The organism is Streptomyces sp. NPDC047880, from assembly GCF_040706515.1.
Classification (GTDB): Bacteria; Actinomycetota; Actinomycetes; order Streptomycetales; family Streptomycetaceae; genus Streptomyces.
In genome coordinates this window covers 40250-56835 of the sequence record NZ_JBEZOK010000003.1, presented here as the reverse complement: position 1 = coordinate 56835, position 16586 = coordinate 40250, and the positions used below count along the sequence as shown (strand labels likewise).

Genomic DNA, 16586 nt, shown 5'->3' with positions numbered 1-16586 from the left:
GGTCGCGCGGTTGTCCGGAGGCGGAAAGGGCACGGAGTGTTGGCCGAAATGCGTCGTAGTGGCCAGATCCTGCACGGCCCGACCTGCCACCGTGCAAGGCCTCGAGACGGCCCACGCACCACCCGCATAGGGGCTACACGCACACCCCGCCCCGAACTATGTAGTCTCACCACATTGACTTCGTAGAGCTAGGTCGCCTCGCCGTCGTGGAGGAGAAAGTCATGCCCGAGCCGGTCGTGGGCTGCGCGCCGGCCAGACTATGCATCCGCAGGCCTGACTTCCACGAATCCTCGGGGTCGACGCCTACTAAGCCGATCCCTGGAACGGCGTCCTGCCGATCACGCATCCGCCCCACACCGGCCCTCGCAGGCAGGAGGGCGCCTCAGGGGCCTCATGCTCGTCGGCCGTCTCTCCTGGGCGCGGTCTCCGTGCCTCGGTGATCCCACCCTCGACTGGTGCTCGGCGGCGCCGGCACGGCCATGCATCGGTAGGCCGACAGGCCACCTGATCCGTCACCGCGCGAGTGGTCCGCCCAGCACGTCCAGGACGGTCCCACCGAGTAGCCCGACTACGACAGATCCGATGGCTGTCCCGTAGGCGACAACGGCAGCTGATCTTGACATCACAACCGGATCACCCACGAGTCCGCGCGAGAGAAACGCCGGGGCGATCCAGCGCAGGTAGTAGAAGAGGGAAGCCACCGTGTTGACGGCCGCGACGACCGCTAGCCAAGCGTAGCCGCCGTCGAAGGCAGCGCTGAAGGCTTCCAGCTTGCCGAGGAAAACGGCGGTCGGGGGCGTGCCCACCAGGCCCAGCAGGCAGACGACAAGTGAGGCCAGCAGGGCCGGGTGCGCCCGTGCCAGGCCGCGATAGTCGTCGATGGTGTCGGCGCCGGGGAGTGCGCAGACGACGGCGAAGGCGCCGAGGTTCGTCAGCGCGTACCCGGCCAGGTAGTACAGCAGCGCCTCCTGGTCAAGGCCGGTGCGCCCGGCGACGGCCACTGGAAGCAGGAGATAGCCGACCTGGCTGATGGTGGAGTACGCGAGCAGCCGCTTGACGTCCTGCTGGAAGAAGGCCGCAAGGTTGCCCAACGTCATCGAGGCGACCGAGAGCACCGCCACCAGGTCGGCCCACGACAGGTCGGCGTCCACGAGGGGTACGGCGGCGAGGCGATAGAACGCCGCCAGCGCGCCGATCTTGGGGATCGTGGTGAGGAAGGCGGCGACTGGCGCCGAGCTGCCCTGAACCGCGTCCGGTACCCAGAAGTGGCCGGGAACGGCTCCGGCCTTGAACAGGACACCGGCGAGCAAGGCGAGCGTGCCGGTCGCGACCAGTCCCGGCGGTGCCTCGGTGAGTCCGGTGCGCAGCATCGGGTACGACGTGGCGCGCCCGGCGGCGAGGAGGACCGTGATGCCGGCGAGCATCACGACGCCGAGAAGGGCACCCACGACGTAGAACTTCAAGGCCGCCTCGGTGCCGGGGCCGTCCTTGCGGAACCCTGCGAGCGCGTAGGCGGGCACGCTGGCCAGCAGGTAACCGGCGGCGAGGAGGAGCAGGTCCTGGGCTCCAGCCATCATCAGGGCGCCTGCGGAGGCGAGCTGGAGCAGGACGAAGAACTCCGTCTCGCGCGGGTCGGCGTACAGGCGCGGCATGGCGAGCGCGAGGACCAGCAGCGTGGCGCCGAGGATGACGATCCGGCTGGTGGCAGTGAGCGTGTCCAGGGCGAAGGACTCGCCGAAAGCCGTCTCCACGGGACCGGCTGCGGCGATCCCGGCGGCCACGATCCCCACAGTGCAGGCCGCTACCGCCAGCGCGCCGGTCAGCCACTGCCGGCGGCGCGGAAGCCAGGCTCCGAGCAGGAGACCGAGCACGGCTGAGGCGGCGAGCAGGACCTCGGGCAGGAGGTCGAGGGGATTCTCGTTCATCCCGGTCATCTCGTTCATCGCGCCAGCAGCTCCAGCACGGTGCGCGAGGCGGGCTCGATGACGTCCAGGACGAACCGGGGAGCGAGGCCGAGAACGACGCCCAGAACCAGCAGCGGGACGATCGCGATCCCTTCGTGGAGCCGGATGTCCGGGAACGGCCGGTCGGTGCCGGGCGCGGCAACCGGTAGCCGCAGTGGCCCGAGGAAGACCTGCTGCAGGGCGCGGAGGAATAGGCCCGCGGTGAGCAGGATCCCGAGCACGGCCATGCCGGTGGCGACCGGCTCCGGCCCCAGGCTCCCGGTGAGGATCTGGAACTCGGCGATGAAGCCGGAGAAGCCCGGCAGCCCCAGCGAGGCGAAGGCGGCGACGCCGGTCAGCGCGGCGAAGACGGGCGCCCGCCCGGCCACGCCGGAGTATGCGGACATCTCGTACGTACGCCCCCGCTCGTACAGCACGCCGGACAACAGGAACAGCGCGCCGGTCAGCAGCCCGTGACTGACCATCTGGAAGACCGAGCCGGTGACGGCCAGACGCCGGGCCTCCTCCTGATTCACGCCGACGGCCCCAGCCGCGCCGATCGCCAGGATGATGTAGCCCATGTGGTTGACCGAGGTGTACGCGACCATCCGCTTGAAGTCGGTCTGAGCGAGGGCGACCAGAGCGCCGTAGAGCACGGAGACCACACCGACGACCACGAAGACAAGGGCGTACTCGCGCCAGGCGTCGGGCAGGACGGGCATGGCGATGCGCAGGAAGCCGTACGTCCCCATCTTCAGCAACACCCCGGCGAGGATCGCCGATCCGGCGGCCGGGGCGTCGGTGTGGGCGGGGGGCAGCCAGGTGTGGAAGGGCACGGTCGGGGTTTTCACCGCCAGTCCGACGGCGATGGCGAGGAGGACGAGGGTGCCGTACGTCGCGCGTCCGGCCAGTGAGTTGGCTGCGGTCAGTTCGACGATGTCGAAGGTGTGCGGGTCGGCTGCCAGGTAGAGGCCGATGAAGCCGAGCAGCAGGGCGAGGGAGCCGATGAAGGTGTAGAGGAAGAACTTCAGGGCAGCGCGGGCTGCGCCCTGGTGACCCCACCCGGCGATGATGAAGTACATCGCCACGATGGACAGGTCGAAGAAGACGAAGAACAGGATCAGGTCCAGGGCGACGAACAGGCCGAGGCACGTCGTCTGGAGGAAGAGGAACAGGGCCGCGAACTCCCGGGGCCGTCGGGTCTCGCGCCACGCGTACGCAGTGCAGGCGAGGAACAGCACGCAGGTGACGGCCACCAGAGGAAGGGACAGGCCGTCGACTCCGACGTGGTAGCTGATGCCGGCGCTGGGAATCCATCGGGCCTGCGTCTCGTACTGCATGCCGCCGTCGGCCTGGTACCCCGCCCAGACGATCACCGTCAGGAGCAGCTCCACGGCGGTGGTCACCGCCCAGGCCGTGAGGAACAGAGTGCGGGATGCGCTGCGCGGCACGCACAGCAGGAGGGCCGCCATGGCGGTCGGGAGCAGGACGATTGCCGTGAGCACGGCGGTCACCTCACGAGGACGAGGACGACGGCGAGGACGGTGAAGGCGGCGACCGCCTGGGCGAGGTACTGGTGCAGTTGCCCGGTCTGCGGCCGGCGCGCCAGGCGGCCGAGCGTGCGGGCACCGCCAGCCACGGCCTCCACAGCGCCGTCGACGAGCCGCTCCGCCTGAGCGTTGGTCCACTGGGCCAGCCGCACCGATCCGCGGGCGGTGTCCTCGACGGCGCGGTCCAGCACCCGGTCGTCGAAGGCCGCCAGTGCGTCGGCGAGGCGCAGCACCGGACGTACGAGGAGCGTGCGCGCGGCGGTCTCCAGACGAAACCATTCCAACGCCTGCACGGTGATCCGGCTGGGGAGGGTGAGGAGTTGAGGACCACGAAGCCAGATCACGGCCGAGACGGCAACCGCGAGCGCGCCGGACAGAGCGAACTCCCATGCATATGGGGTCGGTTGCTCCTCGCTGCCGAGCACCCGCTCCACCGCGTCGCGTACAGGCGGGAAGGACGTGACCGTCAGGGCGGCGCAGGCGACGGCCAGGGCCACCAGCGGCAGCCGGGTCACGTACGGCAGTGGCTCCTCATGGCCGTCCGCGACGGGAACGGGTTGCCAGACGAACCAGAGGGCCTTGGCGCTGTAGATGGCGGAGATCACCGCGCCGGCGAGCCCGACAAGGTACAGCGTCACGTTGTCCTCGAGGGCGCCGGCGAGGAGTACGTCCTTCGCCGCCCACAGCGCCAAGGGCGGGACGCCGGCCAGAGCCAGGGCCGCGACGCTGAAGGTGATCCCGGCCGTACGGTGCCGCCGGGCCGCGCCCCGCAGGGCGGGCAGCGCCTTGGTGCCGAGGGTGGTCAGCCAGGCGCCCGCGACGAGGAAAGCGAGGCTCTTCGCGGCGGCGTGCGCGATGAGTTGCAGGGTTCCGCCGGTGACCGCACCGGACCCGGCGGCGAGCACCATGAAGCCGATCTGTGCGCAGGTCGAGGCGGCGAGCAGCTGTTTGAGGTCGGTCTGCGCGACGGCGACCAGGCCGAGCGCCACCGCCGTCACCGCACCCGTCCACGCCACCACGGGCCCGCCCCATCCGGACTGCGCGAGCAGCGGCTCCAGCCGCAGCAGCAGATACGCGCCGGCCACCACCATGGTCGCCGAGTGCAGCAGCGCGGAGACCGGACTCGGGCCCTGCATGGCCCGAGACAGCCAGAAGCTGAACGGCAGTTGGGCCGACTTGCCGAACGTGGCCGCGATGACGCCGGCGGTGATGACCGCCGACCACGCGCCGGTCTCGTCCGGGAGCTCGTCAAGTGCGAGTGAGCCGACCTGCCCGCTCGCCAGCGCCGCCCCGGCGGCGAGGTAAAGGCCGAGGTCGGCGGCGCGGGTGGTGAGGAAGGCCGTGCTGGCGGCATCGGCGCGCTCGGGGTCGCGCCACCAGTAGCCGATCAGGGCCCAGGAGGTGGCGCCCATCACCTCCCACGCCATCAGCAGAACCGTCAGTGTGGTCGCGGTCACCGTCGTCAGCATCGCGCCGCTGAACAGCAGCATCAGCCCGAAGAAGCGGGCACGAGCCTCGCCCGGCCCGATGTCCGCGACGCTGAACAGAAGGACGGCCGCGGTCACCGCCGTGACGGTCACGACCATGAGGCCCGACAGCCCGTCGACCGCGAGTCCGGCGGGAAGCCCTTCGAGCAGCGGCGCCTCGACCCGAGGGTGCTCGAACGCCACCGTGACGGCGAGGCCGAGGGCGGCGGTCGTCGTGCCGACGGCGACAGCGGGAGCGTACCGGTCCGCCGGGCGGCCGAGGACCGCGAGCAGCGTCCCCGTGGTCAGCGGCAGGGCGACGAGCGCCCACAGCAGCGCGCTCACTCCTTCAACTCCGCCGCCATGTCGGTCATGTCGACCTCACGGGATCGGAACAGCGCGGTCACCACGGCGAACCCGATGGCCATCTCCACCGCCATGACCGTGACCGCCAGGACGACCAGGACCTGCCCGTCGGCGGCGGCCGGGGCGATGTAGTGCCAGACGGCCGCAGCGCCGACGATGATGCCGCCCAGCATCAGTTCCAGCCCCATCATCAGCATCACGATCGACTGCTGGGTGAGCGCGCCGAACAGGCCGATGCTGAACAGCGCAGCAGCAAGCAACAGGAACAGCTCAAGGCTCATCGGCCCACCCCTCCCCGTACCGCGTCGTCGGCGGTCCGCGCCTTCAGGTCGTCGCCGAAGCGGTCGTAGCGACCCCGACGAGTGGCCAGGACGACGGTCGCCACGATCGTGGCGAACAGGGCGAGGCCCAGAGTCATCATGGTGAGCATCTGAGGACCCATCAGCGACAGGCCGAGGTCCATGGTCGGATCGGGCGACGGTTTGCCGCGCCGGGACGGCCACGGGGCGAGCAGGATCCCGGCGACGAGGACGGTGAAGACGGCCGCGCAGATCGCGGCCGCGCCCTTCTTGTTGTGGACCATGGTCATCGGCATGAGTCCGGCCGGGTTCATCATGTACATCACCATGAACACGGCCATGATGGCCATCTCGATGGTCATCATCAGCACGATCACGACGCCGAGGTAGTCGAGCCCGAGCAACAGCACCTCGCCGCCTGCGCAGAGCAGCGAGGTCAGCAGCGCGTACGTCGCCCGGGCCATGGAGTCGAACCGGAACACCATGCCTCCGGCGGCCACGGCCAGCAGAGCCAGCACCCAGAAGATCACGTCATCGAGCATCGGCGGCGCAGCTCCCTCTCATCGGTTCAGTACGACGACAGCCACGAACAGCGCCTGAAGCAGCGTCAGCGGTACCAGCACCATCCAGGCCACCTCCATGTACCGCTCCATCCGCAGCACGGGCAGTGCCCGACGCCCGGCCACCAGCAGCGCCAGGACTGCGGCGGTCTTGATCAGCGTCCACGCCCAGCCGGGCAGCGACGGGCCGTGTCCGCCGCCGAGGAACAGCGGCACGCTGAATCCGGCGGTCACCACCAACAGCAGCCACCGTCCGCCCAGCAACACCAGCCGGTCCACGCCCGCGAGTTCGGCGGCCGCACCACCGGCCGCATCCCGCGACACCGGGTACTCGAACGGCCCCCAGAAGGCCATCGCGAGCGCACTCAGCAGATAGACGACGAACGCGGCCGGCATCCATACTGCGAACCACAGGCCGTCTTGTGCCGCGACCACGTCACCCACCCGCAGGGACTCAGCCCCAAGGGCCGCCGTGGTGATCGCGAACATGTGCGGCAGTTCGTACGCCAGGCCCTGGGCCAGGAACCGGTACCCACCGATCAGCGACAGCGCCGAGTTCGGTCCCCAGCCCGCCATCCACACCGCCGCCCAGGCCAGCGCCTCCATCGCGTTGAACCACACGATGCCGACGGACGGATCGCTCACGGCCCGGAAGCCCCAGGGCAATACGGCACCCGCGAGCACGGCCGCCACTGGGACGAAAAGCACGCCCAACCTTCCGAGCAGCCGGTCCGCGGCCGTCGTACGACGAGGCTGCTGGACGAGCAACCGCAGGGCTTCGCGTAAGGGGGCCAGCGCCCGCAGCCCGGCCTCCCGGACGCTCCCGACAGGCCCGCGTTCGGCTGACCCGGACAGGACCGCGTCGAAACCGGCCGCGACCGCGGCCGCCACGGCCAAAGCGACGGGAAGGACGACGGTCGCCCAGAGGGGCGCTGCATCAGGCACGGGCCGCTCCGGACACGGGCGCGAGGGAGAGTTCGTCGAGGTCGGGGTCCAGGCTGGCCACGATGATCCGAGCGCAGGCGAGCTCGGCGCCGGTCAGCAGTTCGGGGAGGACGTCGAGCAGCGCCCGCGACGGCGGCTGCGGCCTGTCCAGCCGGCCACGCGGGCCGGACCGGTCATCCGGCGTCAACGGCCGCGCGTCGTCAAGCTCTTCGAAGCCGCGCTCGATCTCGCTCAGCCACATCAGCAGACGGTCGTACGCGTCCCCGTCCGCAGCGAGCGCGGGTCCGGTCACTCCGGCCGCCCGCGCCCTGTCCGCCGGCAACTCCCCCAGTCCGGCGATCGACCAGCGCAGCGGCCGGGACCGCCCGATTCTGCGAACCGTACGGCGCAGATCGCCATCAATCCCCTCACGCGACGCCCCCGACAGCACCTCGTCCCGCATCCGACGGCACCGCGCCGCAACGTCGTCCCAGCCGACGACGGCAAGGAGCCGTCCCGCGCTGTCCAGATGCGCGGCACAGCGCCGCCGGGCCGCACTTCCCCGTGTGACCTCCTCACGCTGTGCTGCCCGCAACCACGGCTCGCCCCAGAAGGGCAGCCGATGGCCGGGCGGTAGTGGGAGGTGGTCCACCTCGACTACCTGCACGACGTCTCCCTGCAGGGTGAGACGGAGAATGAGCCCCGTCGGCCAGTCGCTCAGCGCGGGACCGATCGGTACATGCAGCTGGTCGAGCCTCAGCTCATCTCGGTCGTCGCCCCTCAAGGCCATCGGAAGACCTGCCACCTCGCCCATGGCGTGCATGTCGTGACCCATGTGATCCATATGGTCGCCATGGCCTTCGTGACCCATGTGATCCATATGGTCCATGCGCGCCCCGTGGTCAGCGGGTTGGTGGTGCCCATGCTCCTCGTGGCCGGGCTGAGCGGCATGGTCACTCCGGCCGTGGTCCATGCGGGGGTGGTCATGACTTTGATCGTCGGATGCTTCAGGCGGCCAGCTGTCGTGGTGCGTGCCGCGGCCGTGCCCGTCACCGTGGCCCTTTCGACCGCCGTGCCCACGAGCACCAGGCTCGTTCACCACGTCGGCCTCGCGTCGAGTCGCCGTCCTGACCATCAGGTCTTTCCGAGCCACGTCGAGCGCGGCGCCGATCCGCCCACGCTCACCTGCCACGAAGCGCTGGGCGGGCTCCGGCATCGACCGTTCGATGCCGTCCAACCACTCCGCATCCTCGGGCGCCGGGACGCCGCAGACGAGCAGCAGATTCGCGGCTGCGGGAGCATCTACGACGGGCCATCCCCGCCGACGTACCTCCGCCTCGGCCTCCAGCCGGAGCTCTGTCGCTCCGGGCAACGTCACCGCCAGCACCGCGGGGCGGTTCATCGCCGTACGCCGAAGAGCGCCTCTCAGGTCCACCTCAGAGCCCCCTCGCGCCAGGCGTATGCCACCGCCGCGAACAGGATGCCGAGAAAGAGGAACATCTCCACGACCGCCGGGGTGCCTACCTCCGAGACGACCTTTGACCACGGGTACATGAAGAGCATCTCCATGTCGAAGGCCAGGAAGATCATGGTGACGGGGTACCAGCGCACATGGAACCGCGACGCGGCGTGCTCCCCCGGCTTGAGACCCCCGGTGAAGGGACCGGTTTCGAGAGGAGCCCGCGCCGCCGCCAGCCAGAGGCTCAGCCCGTAGAGGGCAGCCAGACCGGCCCCGACCACGCCAAGAAGCACCAGCATCGGTTGCCATGCGTCCATCGCGCCCGACCTCCGTCCTCGTCTCCTCGCTATGGTGCGCGACCGGCTGGTTCCGGCCCGGGAGGCGGCGCCTAGAGTTCGTGGGGGCGGGTCTGATCAGCGGCGCCGTGGTCCACCATCCGCTCGACCCCGACCGGTACACGACAATCGCCCTGATCGGTGCCGGCGTCTTCCTTTTCGCGACCGTGCTGAACGAGTTCGTGCTCAAGCGGCAGCGGCCCAGCGCTTCGAAAGTGGTCGCGATCGTCCTGTCCTCGTTGGCGCTTTCCTTCGGTATCGGCATGCTGAGCGGCGGGCTGCAGCACTTCGAGGACTTCCCCGAACGGGCGGCGATGCTCATTCCGTTCGGATTGGCACTGTCCTTCGTGGCGTACGTGCTGCGTCACGACAGCACGCGCTGGCGCAGCATCGTCGGACCGACCGGGCTACTGGTGCTGGTCACCGCAGCGATGGCGTTCTTCGGGCTGCGAGGTACCGCCTCCGACATGGCCGCGGAGTCCGTGGGCGGCGGCCACAGTCACGGCGAGGAGAGCAGCAGCGAGCCGGAGACGGCGAAGACGGAGGAGAACCACACCGAAGAAGGCCACAGCGGGGGCGCCGGCACGAAGGCTCCCGATGCCTCACCCGGCATTCAAGGCACCGGAAGTGGAGCAGGAGGGGAGGAAGACAGTCACGCGGAAGACGGGCACACCCACTGAGTCGGAATTCTGTGGACGGGTGCCGTCTCGCACTGAGCCGTGGCGGCTCCCGGCACACCGAGGACCGTCCAGGGCTGGTCGCTCTTGTCGCGATCAGCCCCGGACAGCGCACATGCCGGCTAGTGGTTGTGATGGGCGTGGCTCAGGGTCGTATGAAGAGCGGCGGAGTCCCAAGCGCCTGGCGCAGTTCGTGGAGCTGCTGCGCCATGAGCAGGCCGTCGCCCACCGGCTGGAGGGTGTCGTACTGCGCCGGGTTGACGATGCTGGGGTGCCGGTAGTCCTTGATCAGCCGCTCACTCTCCGGTCGCACCCAGGGGCGCGTCCTCCCCGAGCCGTCCCAGGGCTGGAGCCTGCGCACGTACCACTCAGGGTTGCCGGGATCGTCCCCATATACCGTGGCGGGGTTGAGCCGGGCGGCCGGATCCTCGTACTGCCACATGACGAAGAGACGGTCCACGTTCGAGCGGATCAGGTAGACGAACGGGTCGCGGAAGGGGGTGTGGGGGTTGCCGATCCGAGACGCTCTCACCTCGGAAGGGATCGGCATCCGGGTCGTAGAAGCCGGCGCTCCGCCACGGCTCGCCCTCTTCCACTCCCTCACCAGGCGACCTCGACTGGTCCCGGTGCGCGATCGACTCGGTGAACATGCGGGCGATGAAAGGGGGGGCACTGACCGGTCCGAATCCCGTAGATCGCGGCAAGAAAGGGTCAAAGATCCACTTGATCACCGAGCGGTCCGGACTGCCCCTCTCCATTGGGATCTCCGCGGCGAATACCCACGACGGTCTGGGACTTGAGCCTCTGGTCCGATGCATACCGCCGATCCGATCCCGCCGCGGACCCCGGCGGCGCCGGCCCGCCAAGCTCCACGCCGACAAGGGCTACGACTACCTGCGGAAATGGCTTCGCACCCGCAACATCACACCCCGCATCGCCCGCCGGGGCATCGACTCCTCCTCCCGCCTGGGGCGGCACCGCTGGACTGTCGAGCGCACGGTGAGCTGGCTGGGCAGCTTTCGCCGCCTGCATCGCCGCTACGAGCGCAAGCCCGAGCACTTCCTCGCTTTCGCCGGCATCGCCGCAGCCCTCATCTGCTGCCGCCGACTCGCCAGGTAGCCGCACCGGCCGACGTTCCAGGTCAGCGCCACTCGGGCGGAATGTTGGCGAGCTGCTTCAGCAGATCCCAGCCGTCCGGCCGGAACTTCGGGTCATGCCACAGGGTCCCACTGGCGACCCAGTATCCGCGCAGCTCGCGGACCTGCGTCACGTTGTCGTCACCGATGCCGGACTCGTTGTAGCAACAAGGACAGATGACGTACTCCGGGACGCCGTACTCGTTGAACACTGCCTCGCCGTCGTCGTACCCGCAGATCCGGCAGGCGGTCTCGGTCTTGTCTTCCCCGCTCATCTCGGCTGCAGCCTACCGGCCAACACCAAATGCAACGATGTCCAAATGGCCGCTTGAAGCGTCTCAGGTCCGAGAATCTTGCTGCTCATCCTGGATTTGCAAGCCGTTGCAAGGAATCACGCGAGCACGACTCCTTGCGGCGGCACTCAGGCTCGGCGGCAAGGAAGGAGCGTTATCTTCGGCACCGATCCGCCATAGTCGGCACCCTAGGACTTGGTGACGCTTCAACAGACGTAGGACCTGTTTACTCAAGAAGGATCGATCCCATGCTCGCGTCGTCATATCTGCGGTAATACTGCAAAATTGAAGAAGTGACCTGCCGTCTTGCGTGACGTCCGGCAACGCCTTTCCGACCTACAGAGGAAAGAGTCTCAAGCATGCCCACTGAGTCGGAAGTCTGTGCCGGGAGCCGTCTCGCAGCTGGGCCGTGATGGCTCCCGGCACAACGAGGACCTTCAGCGCTGGTTGCTCTTGTCACGACCAGCTCTGGTCAGTGCACATGCGGGCCGCCGGTCGACTGCGGTTTGCCTGGCGGGACGAGCCCCAGGGACACGACGGCGCCGATCGCGGCCGCCACGGCGCACACCGTGAACGCGTCGCCGAAGCCTTCCACCGAGCCACGCTCGAAGCCCGAGGCTGCCACGGTCGAGACGACGGCGACGCCGACCGAGCCACCCACCTCGTGGAAGGTGTTGACGACTCCCGAGGCGAGCCCTGCCTCCCGGTGCCCGACCATGGCCAGAGCGGTCGTGGTGGCGGTGACGAAGACCGCGCCGAGGCCGAGGGAGGCGATGACGAAGCCTGGCAGAAGCCCGCCGTACACACCGCCGGCCTCGGACAGCCGGGTCAGTGGGATGGTGCCGACGGCCGCGACGGCCATCCCGGCGACGGCCGTCGGACGGCTGCCGACCCGGCCCACGAGCCGGGAGGCGAGGTGGGCGCCGATACCGGTGGCCACCGCGACGGGCAGGAAGGCCACGCCGGTCTTCAGTGCACTGAAGCCGCGGATGTGCTGGAGATAGATCGACCCGAGGAAGAAGTACGCGATCAGCAGGCCCGTGGCGATCAACATCAAGAACGCTCCCGCCAGCACCGGCCGCCGAGCAAACATCCGCAGGTCCATCAGAGGGGCGCGACTGGTCCGTTCGACCCCCGCGAAGGCCACGTATGCGACCGCCGCACCTGCCAGCGGCAGCAGGGTCGAGGCGTCCGCCCAGCCGGCGTCCCCCGCTTTCACCAGGCCGAAGATCAGGGCGGCCGTACCCGTGGTGACGAGGAGCGCACCAGGTACGTCGAGCCGCGCGTGCTGAGGGGCCCGGGCCGGCACGAGGGCGGGCAGGGCGACCAACAGGGCCAGTCCGACCGGCACATTGACGAAGAAGGCCCACTGCCAGCCGGGACCGTCGGCCAAAGCCCCGCCGAGGAGCACGCCGGCTGCCGAACCGGTGCCGCCGATCGCCGCCCAGACACCGAGGGCCTTGTTGCGTTCCGCACCGTGGAAAGTCGTGGTGACGATGGACAGCGCGGCCGGGGACAGCAAGGCCGCGCCGACGCCCTGGCCGATCCTGCCACCGAGCAGTGCCGGGGCGCTCTGGGCCAGACCAGTGGCCAGTGAGGCGGCGGTGAAGAGAGCGAGGCCGACGAGCAGGGTCCGGCGGGCGCCGAGAGCGTCGGCGAGTCGGCCGCCGAACAGCATCAACCCGCCGAAGCAGAGGGTGTAGGCGGTGACCACCCAGGTCAGCGTCTCCCGGCCGAGGCCGAGGTCGGCCGCCATGTCGGGCAGGGCGACGTTCACGACGGTGACGTCGAGGATCAGCATGAACTGGGCGAGGCAGATCAGTGCGAGGGCTGCCCAGCGGCGCGGGTCGGCGGGCGGAGGAGTGTCGTGTTCGGCCGTGTGCGGGGCACCGGCTGCGGAGTGGGTCATGACGAGTCCTTCTGGTGCGTTGTTCCGGTCGTGTCCGCGCCTCGGGACGGCGCGAGGAGAAGGGCAAGGAGCACACCTGCCGCCGTGACGCCGGCTCCGGCGAACATCGCTGGTCCCATGCCGTCGACGAAGGCACGACGGGCAGCTTCGGCGAACGAGGCTCCGGCCTCGCCGGGCAGGCGTTCGGTGAGTGCGAGCGCGGTGCCGAGGGAGTCCTTGGCGGATTCGAGGAGTTCCTCGGGAACAGGGACAGGGGTGGCTTCGAGTCCGCTGCGGTAGCGGTCGGAGAGCAGGCTGCCCATGACCGCGACTCCGGTCGCCGCTCCGAGTTGCAGGGCGGCGCTGTTGGTGGCCGAGCCCACGCCAAGGTCGGTTTCCGGCAGCGAACCGACAATGGCGTCGCTGGTGGCAGTGATGACGAACCCGGCGCCCGCTCCCAGCAGGAGCATCGCCACAAGCGCCCGGTCGTAGCCGTCCGTTGCCTCGATGGTGGCGAGCACCGCGGCGGAGGCGGAGAGCAGGGCGAGCCCTGCGGCCGACACCGTGCGCATGCCGAGGCGCGGCGCGAGGACACCCGCCAGCGGGCCGGCGGCCAGCAGGGCGAGCGCGGCGGGGCCGAGCCGCACCCCCGTCTGCCCGGCGCTGTACCCGAGTACGAACTGGAAGTGCTGTACGGCCACGAAGAGCGTGCCGATCAGCGTGAACGCTCCCAGCAGGACCAGCAAGTCACCAGCCGGGAGCGCATGGTGCCGGAAGATCCGAGGCGGCAGCATCGGAGAGGCGGACTTGCGCTGCCAGGCGACGAAGGCGGCCAGCAGGAGGGCGCCCGCCGCGAAGGCGGCCTGCACTGCGGTGCTCGTCCAGCCGCGGTCGGGCCCCTCGATGACTGCCCACAGCACACTCGCCACGGCCACGACGGACAGCAGGGCCCCGGCCGGGTCCAGCCGTCCGCTCTCGGGGGCGCGAGAGTCGGGCACCACGAGGGCGGCGGCGATCAGACCCGCGATACCTATGGGGAGGTTGATCAGGAACACCGAGCCCCACCAGTAGTGGCTCAGCAGCCAGCCACCCACCATCGGCCCGATCACCGTCCCGACACCGACGGCCGCCGACCAAATGCCGATCGCCTTGGTGCGGTCGGCGCCGCGCGGGAATACGTTCCCGATGACGGCGAGCGTGGCCGGCATGATCAATGCCTCGCCGACACCCATGGCTCCACGCGCTAGCACGAGGGTGGTGACCGAGCCGGCATAAGCGGCAACCACGGACGCCACCGTGAACAGCGCCAGCCCCGACATGAAGATCCACTTGCGGCCGAGCCGGTCCGCCAGACTGCCGCAGAACAGCACCAGGCTGCCGGACATCAGCGCATAGCTATCGACAATCCACTGCAGCTGGCTGGTGGAGGCGCCGAGCTCACCTACGAGGGTCGGCAGGGCGACGTTCAGCACGGTGGTGTCGAGCCCGACGACCAGCAGACTCACGCTCACGACGGCGAGGGTGAGCCATCGCCGGACCGGCGGGTCGCCAGTCTGTGGTGAAGCGGTCACCGGATGAGTCACAGAAGGCACGGGCTCCCCTTTCGCGCGCACGGCCTTGCTCGACCGGCGCTCCCAGCTGAACCGTACCGTTCAGTTCATATGAACTCAACAGTTCAGTTCAGCTGAGTGCTAGGGTCGAGGTCATGAGCGTGGACAGCGTCAAACGGCCCCCCAGCGGGCCCCGCGCAGAGCTCAAGCGGCAGGCCATCCTGCGGGCCGCCCGCGAGCTGTTCCTGCGGGAGGGCTTCGGCGTGGGTATGGACAGCATCGCCACCGAGGCAGGTGTCTCGAAGGTGACCGTCTACAACCACTTCGGCAGCAAGGAAGCCCTGTTCACCGCGGTGATCACGACCGCGCTCGACGAGCCGCTCGCCGGAGAGTCGTCGGCCGCGCTGGAGGGCCTGGCCGAAGCCGGGGACCTGCGGGCCGCCCTCGTCGAGGCGGCCCGCACCTGGGTCCACGCCGTCCGCACCAACCACGAGGTCACCGCCCTGCGCAACCTCGTCGCCGCCGAGCTCCACCGCTTCCCCGAGCTGGGCGAGGCCTGGAGACACCGCGGCACGGAAAGCCACCACCCCGCAGTCGCAGGCGCCCTGCGCACCCTTGCGGATCAAGGTCGACTCGTGATCCCCGACCTACAGGTGGCGATCATCCAGTTCTACGGGCTTCTGGTCTTTCCCCACATGGTCTTCAGCTCCTACGGCACACATATCGACGAGGACCTGACCGACCGTCTCATCACCAGCGGCGTCGACATGTTCCTGGGCCACTACAGCCCACAGAGCACATAGCGGCAGACCCCGTCGAGACCACCGAGACGGCGCTACGACAGGCCCAGCACGCGCATCGCCAGACCAGCCGTCGGCTTGGGCCCGAACGAGGTGGACTTCCGGGGCAACAGCACGCCGGCGCCGGCCAGTTCCCACACCGTGTCCTGACTGATCACGGGCAATAGGAGCGCGCTGCCACTGCCCGGAGCGGACACGGCAGCCGTGGCCTGGTGGATGTCGTGGAGGTACGTCACAGCACCGGGCAGGTCGGGCACCGACCAGGCGTGGCGGAGCAGCAGGTGGTCGCTTACGGCGGCGGGGAGGTGCGCCCACTGGCTGGGGTGATCCGCCAGGGCTTCTTGCAGAGCCCGGGGGTCAGGATTTGTGATGCTCCAGGCCTCTCCGCCGCCGGTCAGTATGAGTTCACCGGGCTCGGGTGGACGCGGCCCTTGCGGCATCGGGAGCACCCGAGCCACTTCGGCCGCGTTGCGTGCGGCCTTCTCCGGTTCCAGTGCCGGCAGAAGTCGATGGATCGCGGAGAACCGCAGGGGAAACGTCACGATATCGACCAAGAGAGCGAGACTGCTGGTCCACGGGCCTGCCGCGTCTCTGCTCAGCTGGAGGCAGGCGGCGTGGCGGTGGTGGCCATCAGCGATGAGCACCTGCCCGACGGACAGACCAGTGGCCAGACGGGCGAGTTCCGCAGGGTCGTCGCAAGCCCACAATGTGTGGGTGATCTGTCCGGTCCTGGCAACGGCGACCGGCGTACGGCGGGTGGCGCGGTCCACGAGCTGTGTGGTCGTCGACTCCGAGCCTCGGTGGGCCAGCAGCAGTGGCTCCAATTGGGCGCGTAGCCCTGACATATGGGCGGCGCGCTGCCTGACCACATGAGCCGACACGTCTTCGTGCGGCAGCAGTTGTCCCGCCTGGCGTGGCAGCAACAGGTCGCCGATAAGGCCGCGTTGGAGGATCCGAGCGCCACACTGTTGCTGGTAGACGTACAGTGCGGGCCGCTCGTCCCGGCGGAGTACGCCGCGTCGCAGCCAGCGCCCCAGTTCGCGGGCGGCGCCCTGCGGCGCGTCCGAGTACAGCAGTCGCGCCAGGTGGTGCGGGTGGCGTCGGAGCGCGCGGACCTGGGCTGGGTGAAGGTCGTCGTAGGGCGAGGCGAGGAGCTCAGACGGGTCGCCGACACGGTCCGCGTCGTAGCGCACTGCCCGGAAGGGGCGGAGCTGCAACGGGGTCGGCTCGGGGAAGGACACCGCAGGAGTGGGCATGAAGGGACTCCCTGGAAGAGGGCAGGGCCCAGTAGGGGCGGGGCACCGTGCGGTGCCCCGCCCCTGGGCCGGAGGGCCGGTGGG

The 16586-nt window shown here is 69.5% G+C and carries 15 protein-coding genes and 1 pseudogene; 3 read left to right on the top strand and 13 right to left on the bottom strand.

Features of this window, described 5'->3' with window-relative positions:
* Positions 1–512: 512 nt before the first annotated feature.
* Genes AB0937_RS06145 through AB0937_RS06110 form a run of 8 tightly spaced genes read right to left on the bottom strand, consistent with a single transcriptional unit; the run spans position 513 to position 8884 of the window.
* Positions 513–1934: an NADH-quinone oxidoreductase subunit N gene (locus AB0937_RS06145; RefSeq protein WP_366710221.1), complete on the bottom strand. Its 1422-nt coding sequence runs from the start codon at positions 1932–1934 to the stop codon at positions 513–515.
* A 5-nt stretch (positions 1935–1939) separates the two neighbouring features.
* Positions 1940–3448, bottom strand: coding sequence for an NADH-quinone oxidoreductase subunit M (locus AB0937_RS06140; RefSeq protein ID WP_366709798.1), 1509 nt, complete (start codon positions 3446–3448; stop codon positions 1940–1942).
* 5 nt (positions 3449–3453) lie between these two features.
* Positions 3454–5304, bottom strand: a complete 1851-nt coding sequence (locus AB0937_RS06135) for a proton-conducting transporter membrane subunit (protein ID WP_366709797.1) — start codon at positions 5302–5304, stop codon at positions 3454–3456.
* Positions 5301–5606, bottom strand: a complete 306-nt coding sequence (gene nuoK / locus AB0937_RS06130; RefSeq protein ID WP_366709796.1) for an NADH-quinone oxidoreductase subunit NuoK — start codon at positions 5604–5606, stop codon at positions 5301–5303. Before nuoK ends, AB0937_RS06135 begins: the two co-directional genes overlap by 4 nt.
* Complete coding sequence (locus tag AB0937_RS06125) at positions 5603–6166, bottom strand: NADH-quinone oxidoreductase subunit J (protein WP_366709794.1); 564 nt, start codon at positions 6164–6166, stop codon at positions 5603–5605. Before AB0937_RS06125 ends, nuoK begins: the two co-directional genes overlap by 4 nt.
* 18 nt (positions 6167–6184) lie before the next feature.
* Positions 6185–7129, bottom strand: a complete 945-nt coding sequence (locus AB0937_RS06120) for a complex I subunit 1 family protein (RefSeq protein WP_366709792.1) — start codon at positions 7127–7129, stop codon at positions 6185–6187.
* Complete coding sequence (locus tag AB0937_RS06115) at positions 7122–8510, bottom strand: hypothetical protein (protein ID WP_366709790.1); 1389 nt, start codon at positions 8508–8510, stop codon at positions 7122–7124. The genes AB0937_RS06120 and AB0937_RS06115 overlap by 8 nt, the downstream gene beginning before the upstream one ends.
* Positions 8511–8533: 23 nt before the next feature.
* Positions 8534–8884 (bottom strand): NADH-quinone oxidoreductase subunit A, encoded by a 351-nt coding sequence (locus AB0937_RS06110; RefSeq protein WP_366709788.1) that lies wholly within the window; start codon positions 8882–8884, stop codon positions 8534–8536.
* 80 nt (positions 8885–8964) lie between these two features.
* Here AB0937_RS06110 and AB0937_RS06105 point away from each other — a divergent pair, with 80 nt between their 5' ends.
* Positions 8965–9582, top strand: coding sequence for a hypothetical protein (locus tag AB0937_RS06105; RefSeq protein ID WP_366709787.1), 618 nt, complete (start codon positions 8965–8967; stop codon positions 9580–9582).
* 142 nt (positions 9583–9724) lie between these two features.
* On the opposite strand, the gene AB0937_RS06100 is transcribed toward AB0937_RS06105, so the two are convergent.
* Positions 9725–10111, bottom strand: a complete 387-nt coding sequence (locus AB0937_RS06100; protein WP_366709786.1) for a hypothetical protein — start codon at positions 10109–10111, stop codon at positions 9725–9727.
* Positions 10112–10185: 74 nt separating this feature from the next.
* Here AB0937_RS06100 and AB0937_RS06095 point away from each other — a divergent pair.
* A pseudogene (locus tag AB0937_RS06095) lies at positions 10186–10698 on the top strand (IS5 family transposase); the annotation flags it as partial.
* Between the two features lie 22 nt (positions 10699–10720).
* Here AB0937_RS06095 and AB0937_RS06090 read toward each other — a convergent pair.
* From AB0937_RS06090 to AB0937_RS06080, 3 genes are all read right to left on the bottom strand, one after another.
* A complete protein-coding gene (locus AB0937_RS06090) occupies positions 10721–10990 on the bottom strand; it encodes a hypothetical protein (RefSeq protein ID WP_366709785.1) in 270 nt (89 codons plus the stop codon).
* A gap of 490 nt (positions 10991–11480) precedes the next feature.
* Entirely contained in the window at positions 11481–12917 is a 1437-nt protein-coding gene (locus tag AB0937_RS06085; protein ID WP_366709784.1) for an MFS transporter, read from the bottom strand.
* Entirely contained in the window at positions 12914–14407 is a 1494-nt protein-coding gene (locus tag AB0937_RS06080) for a DHA2 family efflux MFS transporter permease subunit (protein ID WP_366709783.1), read from the bottom strand. Before AB0937_RS06080 ends, AB0937_RS06085 begins: the two co-directional genes overlap by 4 nt.
* 194 nt (positions 14408–14601) lie before the next feature.
* On the opposite strand from AB0937_RS06080, the gene AB0937_RS06075 reads away from it, so the two are divergent.
* Positions 14602–15249, top strand: coding sequence for a TetR/AcrR family transcriptional regulator (locus AB0937_RS06075; RefSeq protein WP_366709782.1), 648 nt, complete (start codon positions 14602–14604; stop codon positions 15247–15249).
* Between the two features lie 32 nt (positions 15250–15281).
* Here the strand turns inward: AB0937_RS06075 and AB0937_RS06070 are convergent, their stop codons facing one another.
* Positions 15282–16502: a DUF1015 domain-containing protein gene (locus AB0937_RS06070; protein ID WP_366709780.1), complete on the bottom strand. Its 1221-nt coding sequence runs from the start codon at positions 16500–16502 to the stop codon at positions 15282–15284.
* Positions 16503–16586 lie beyond the last annotated feature (84 nt).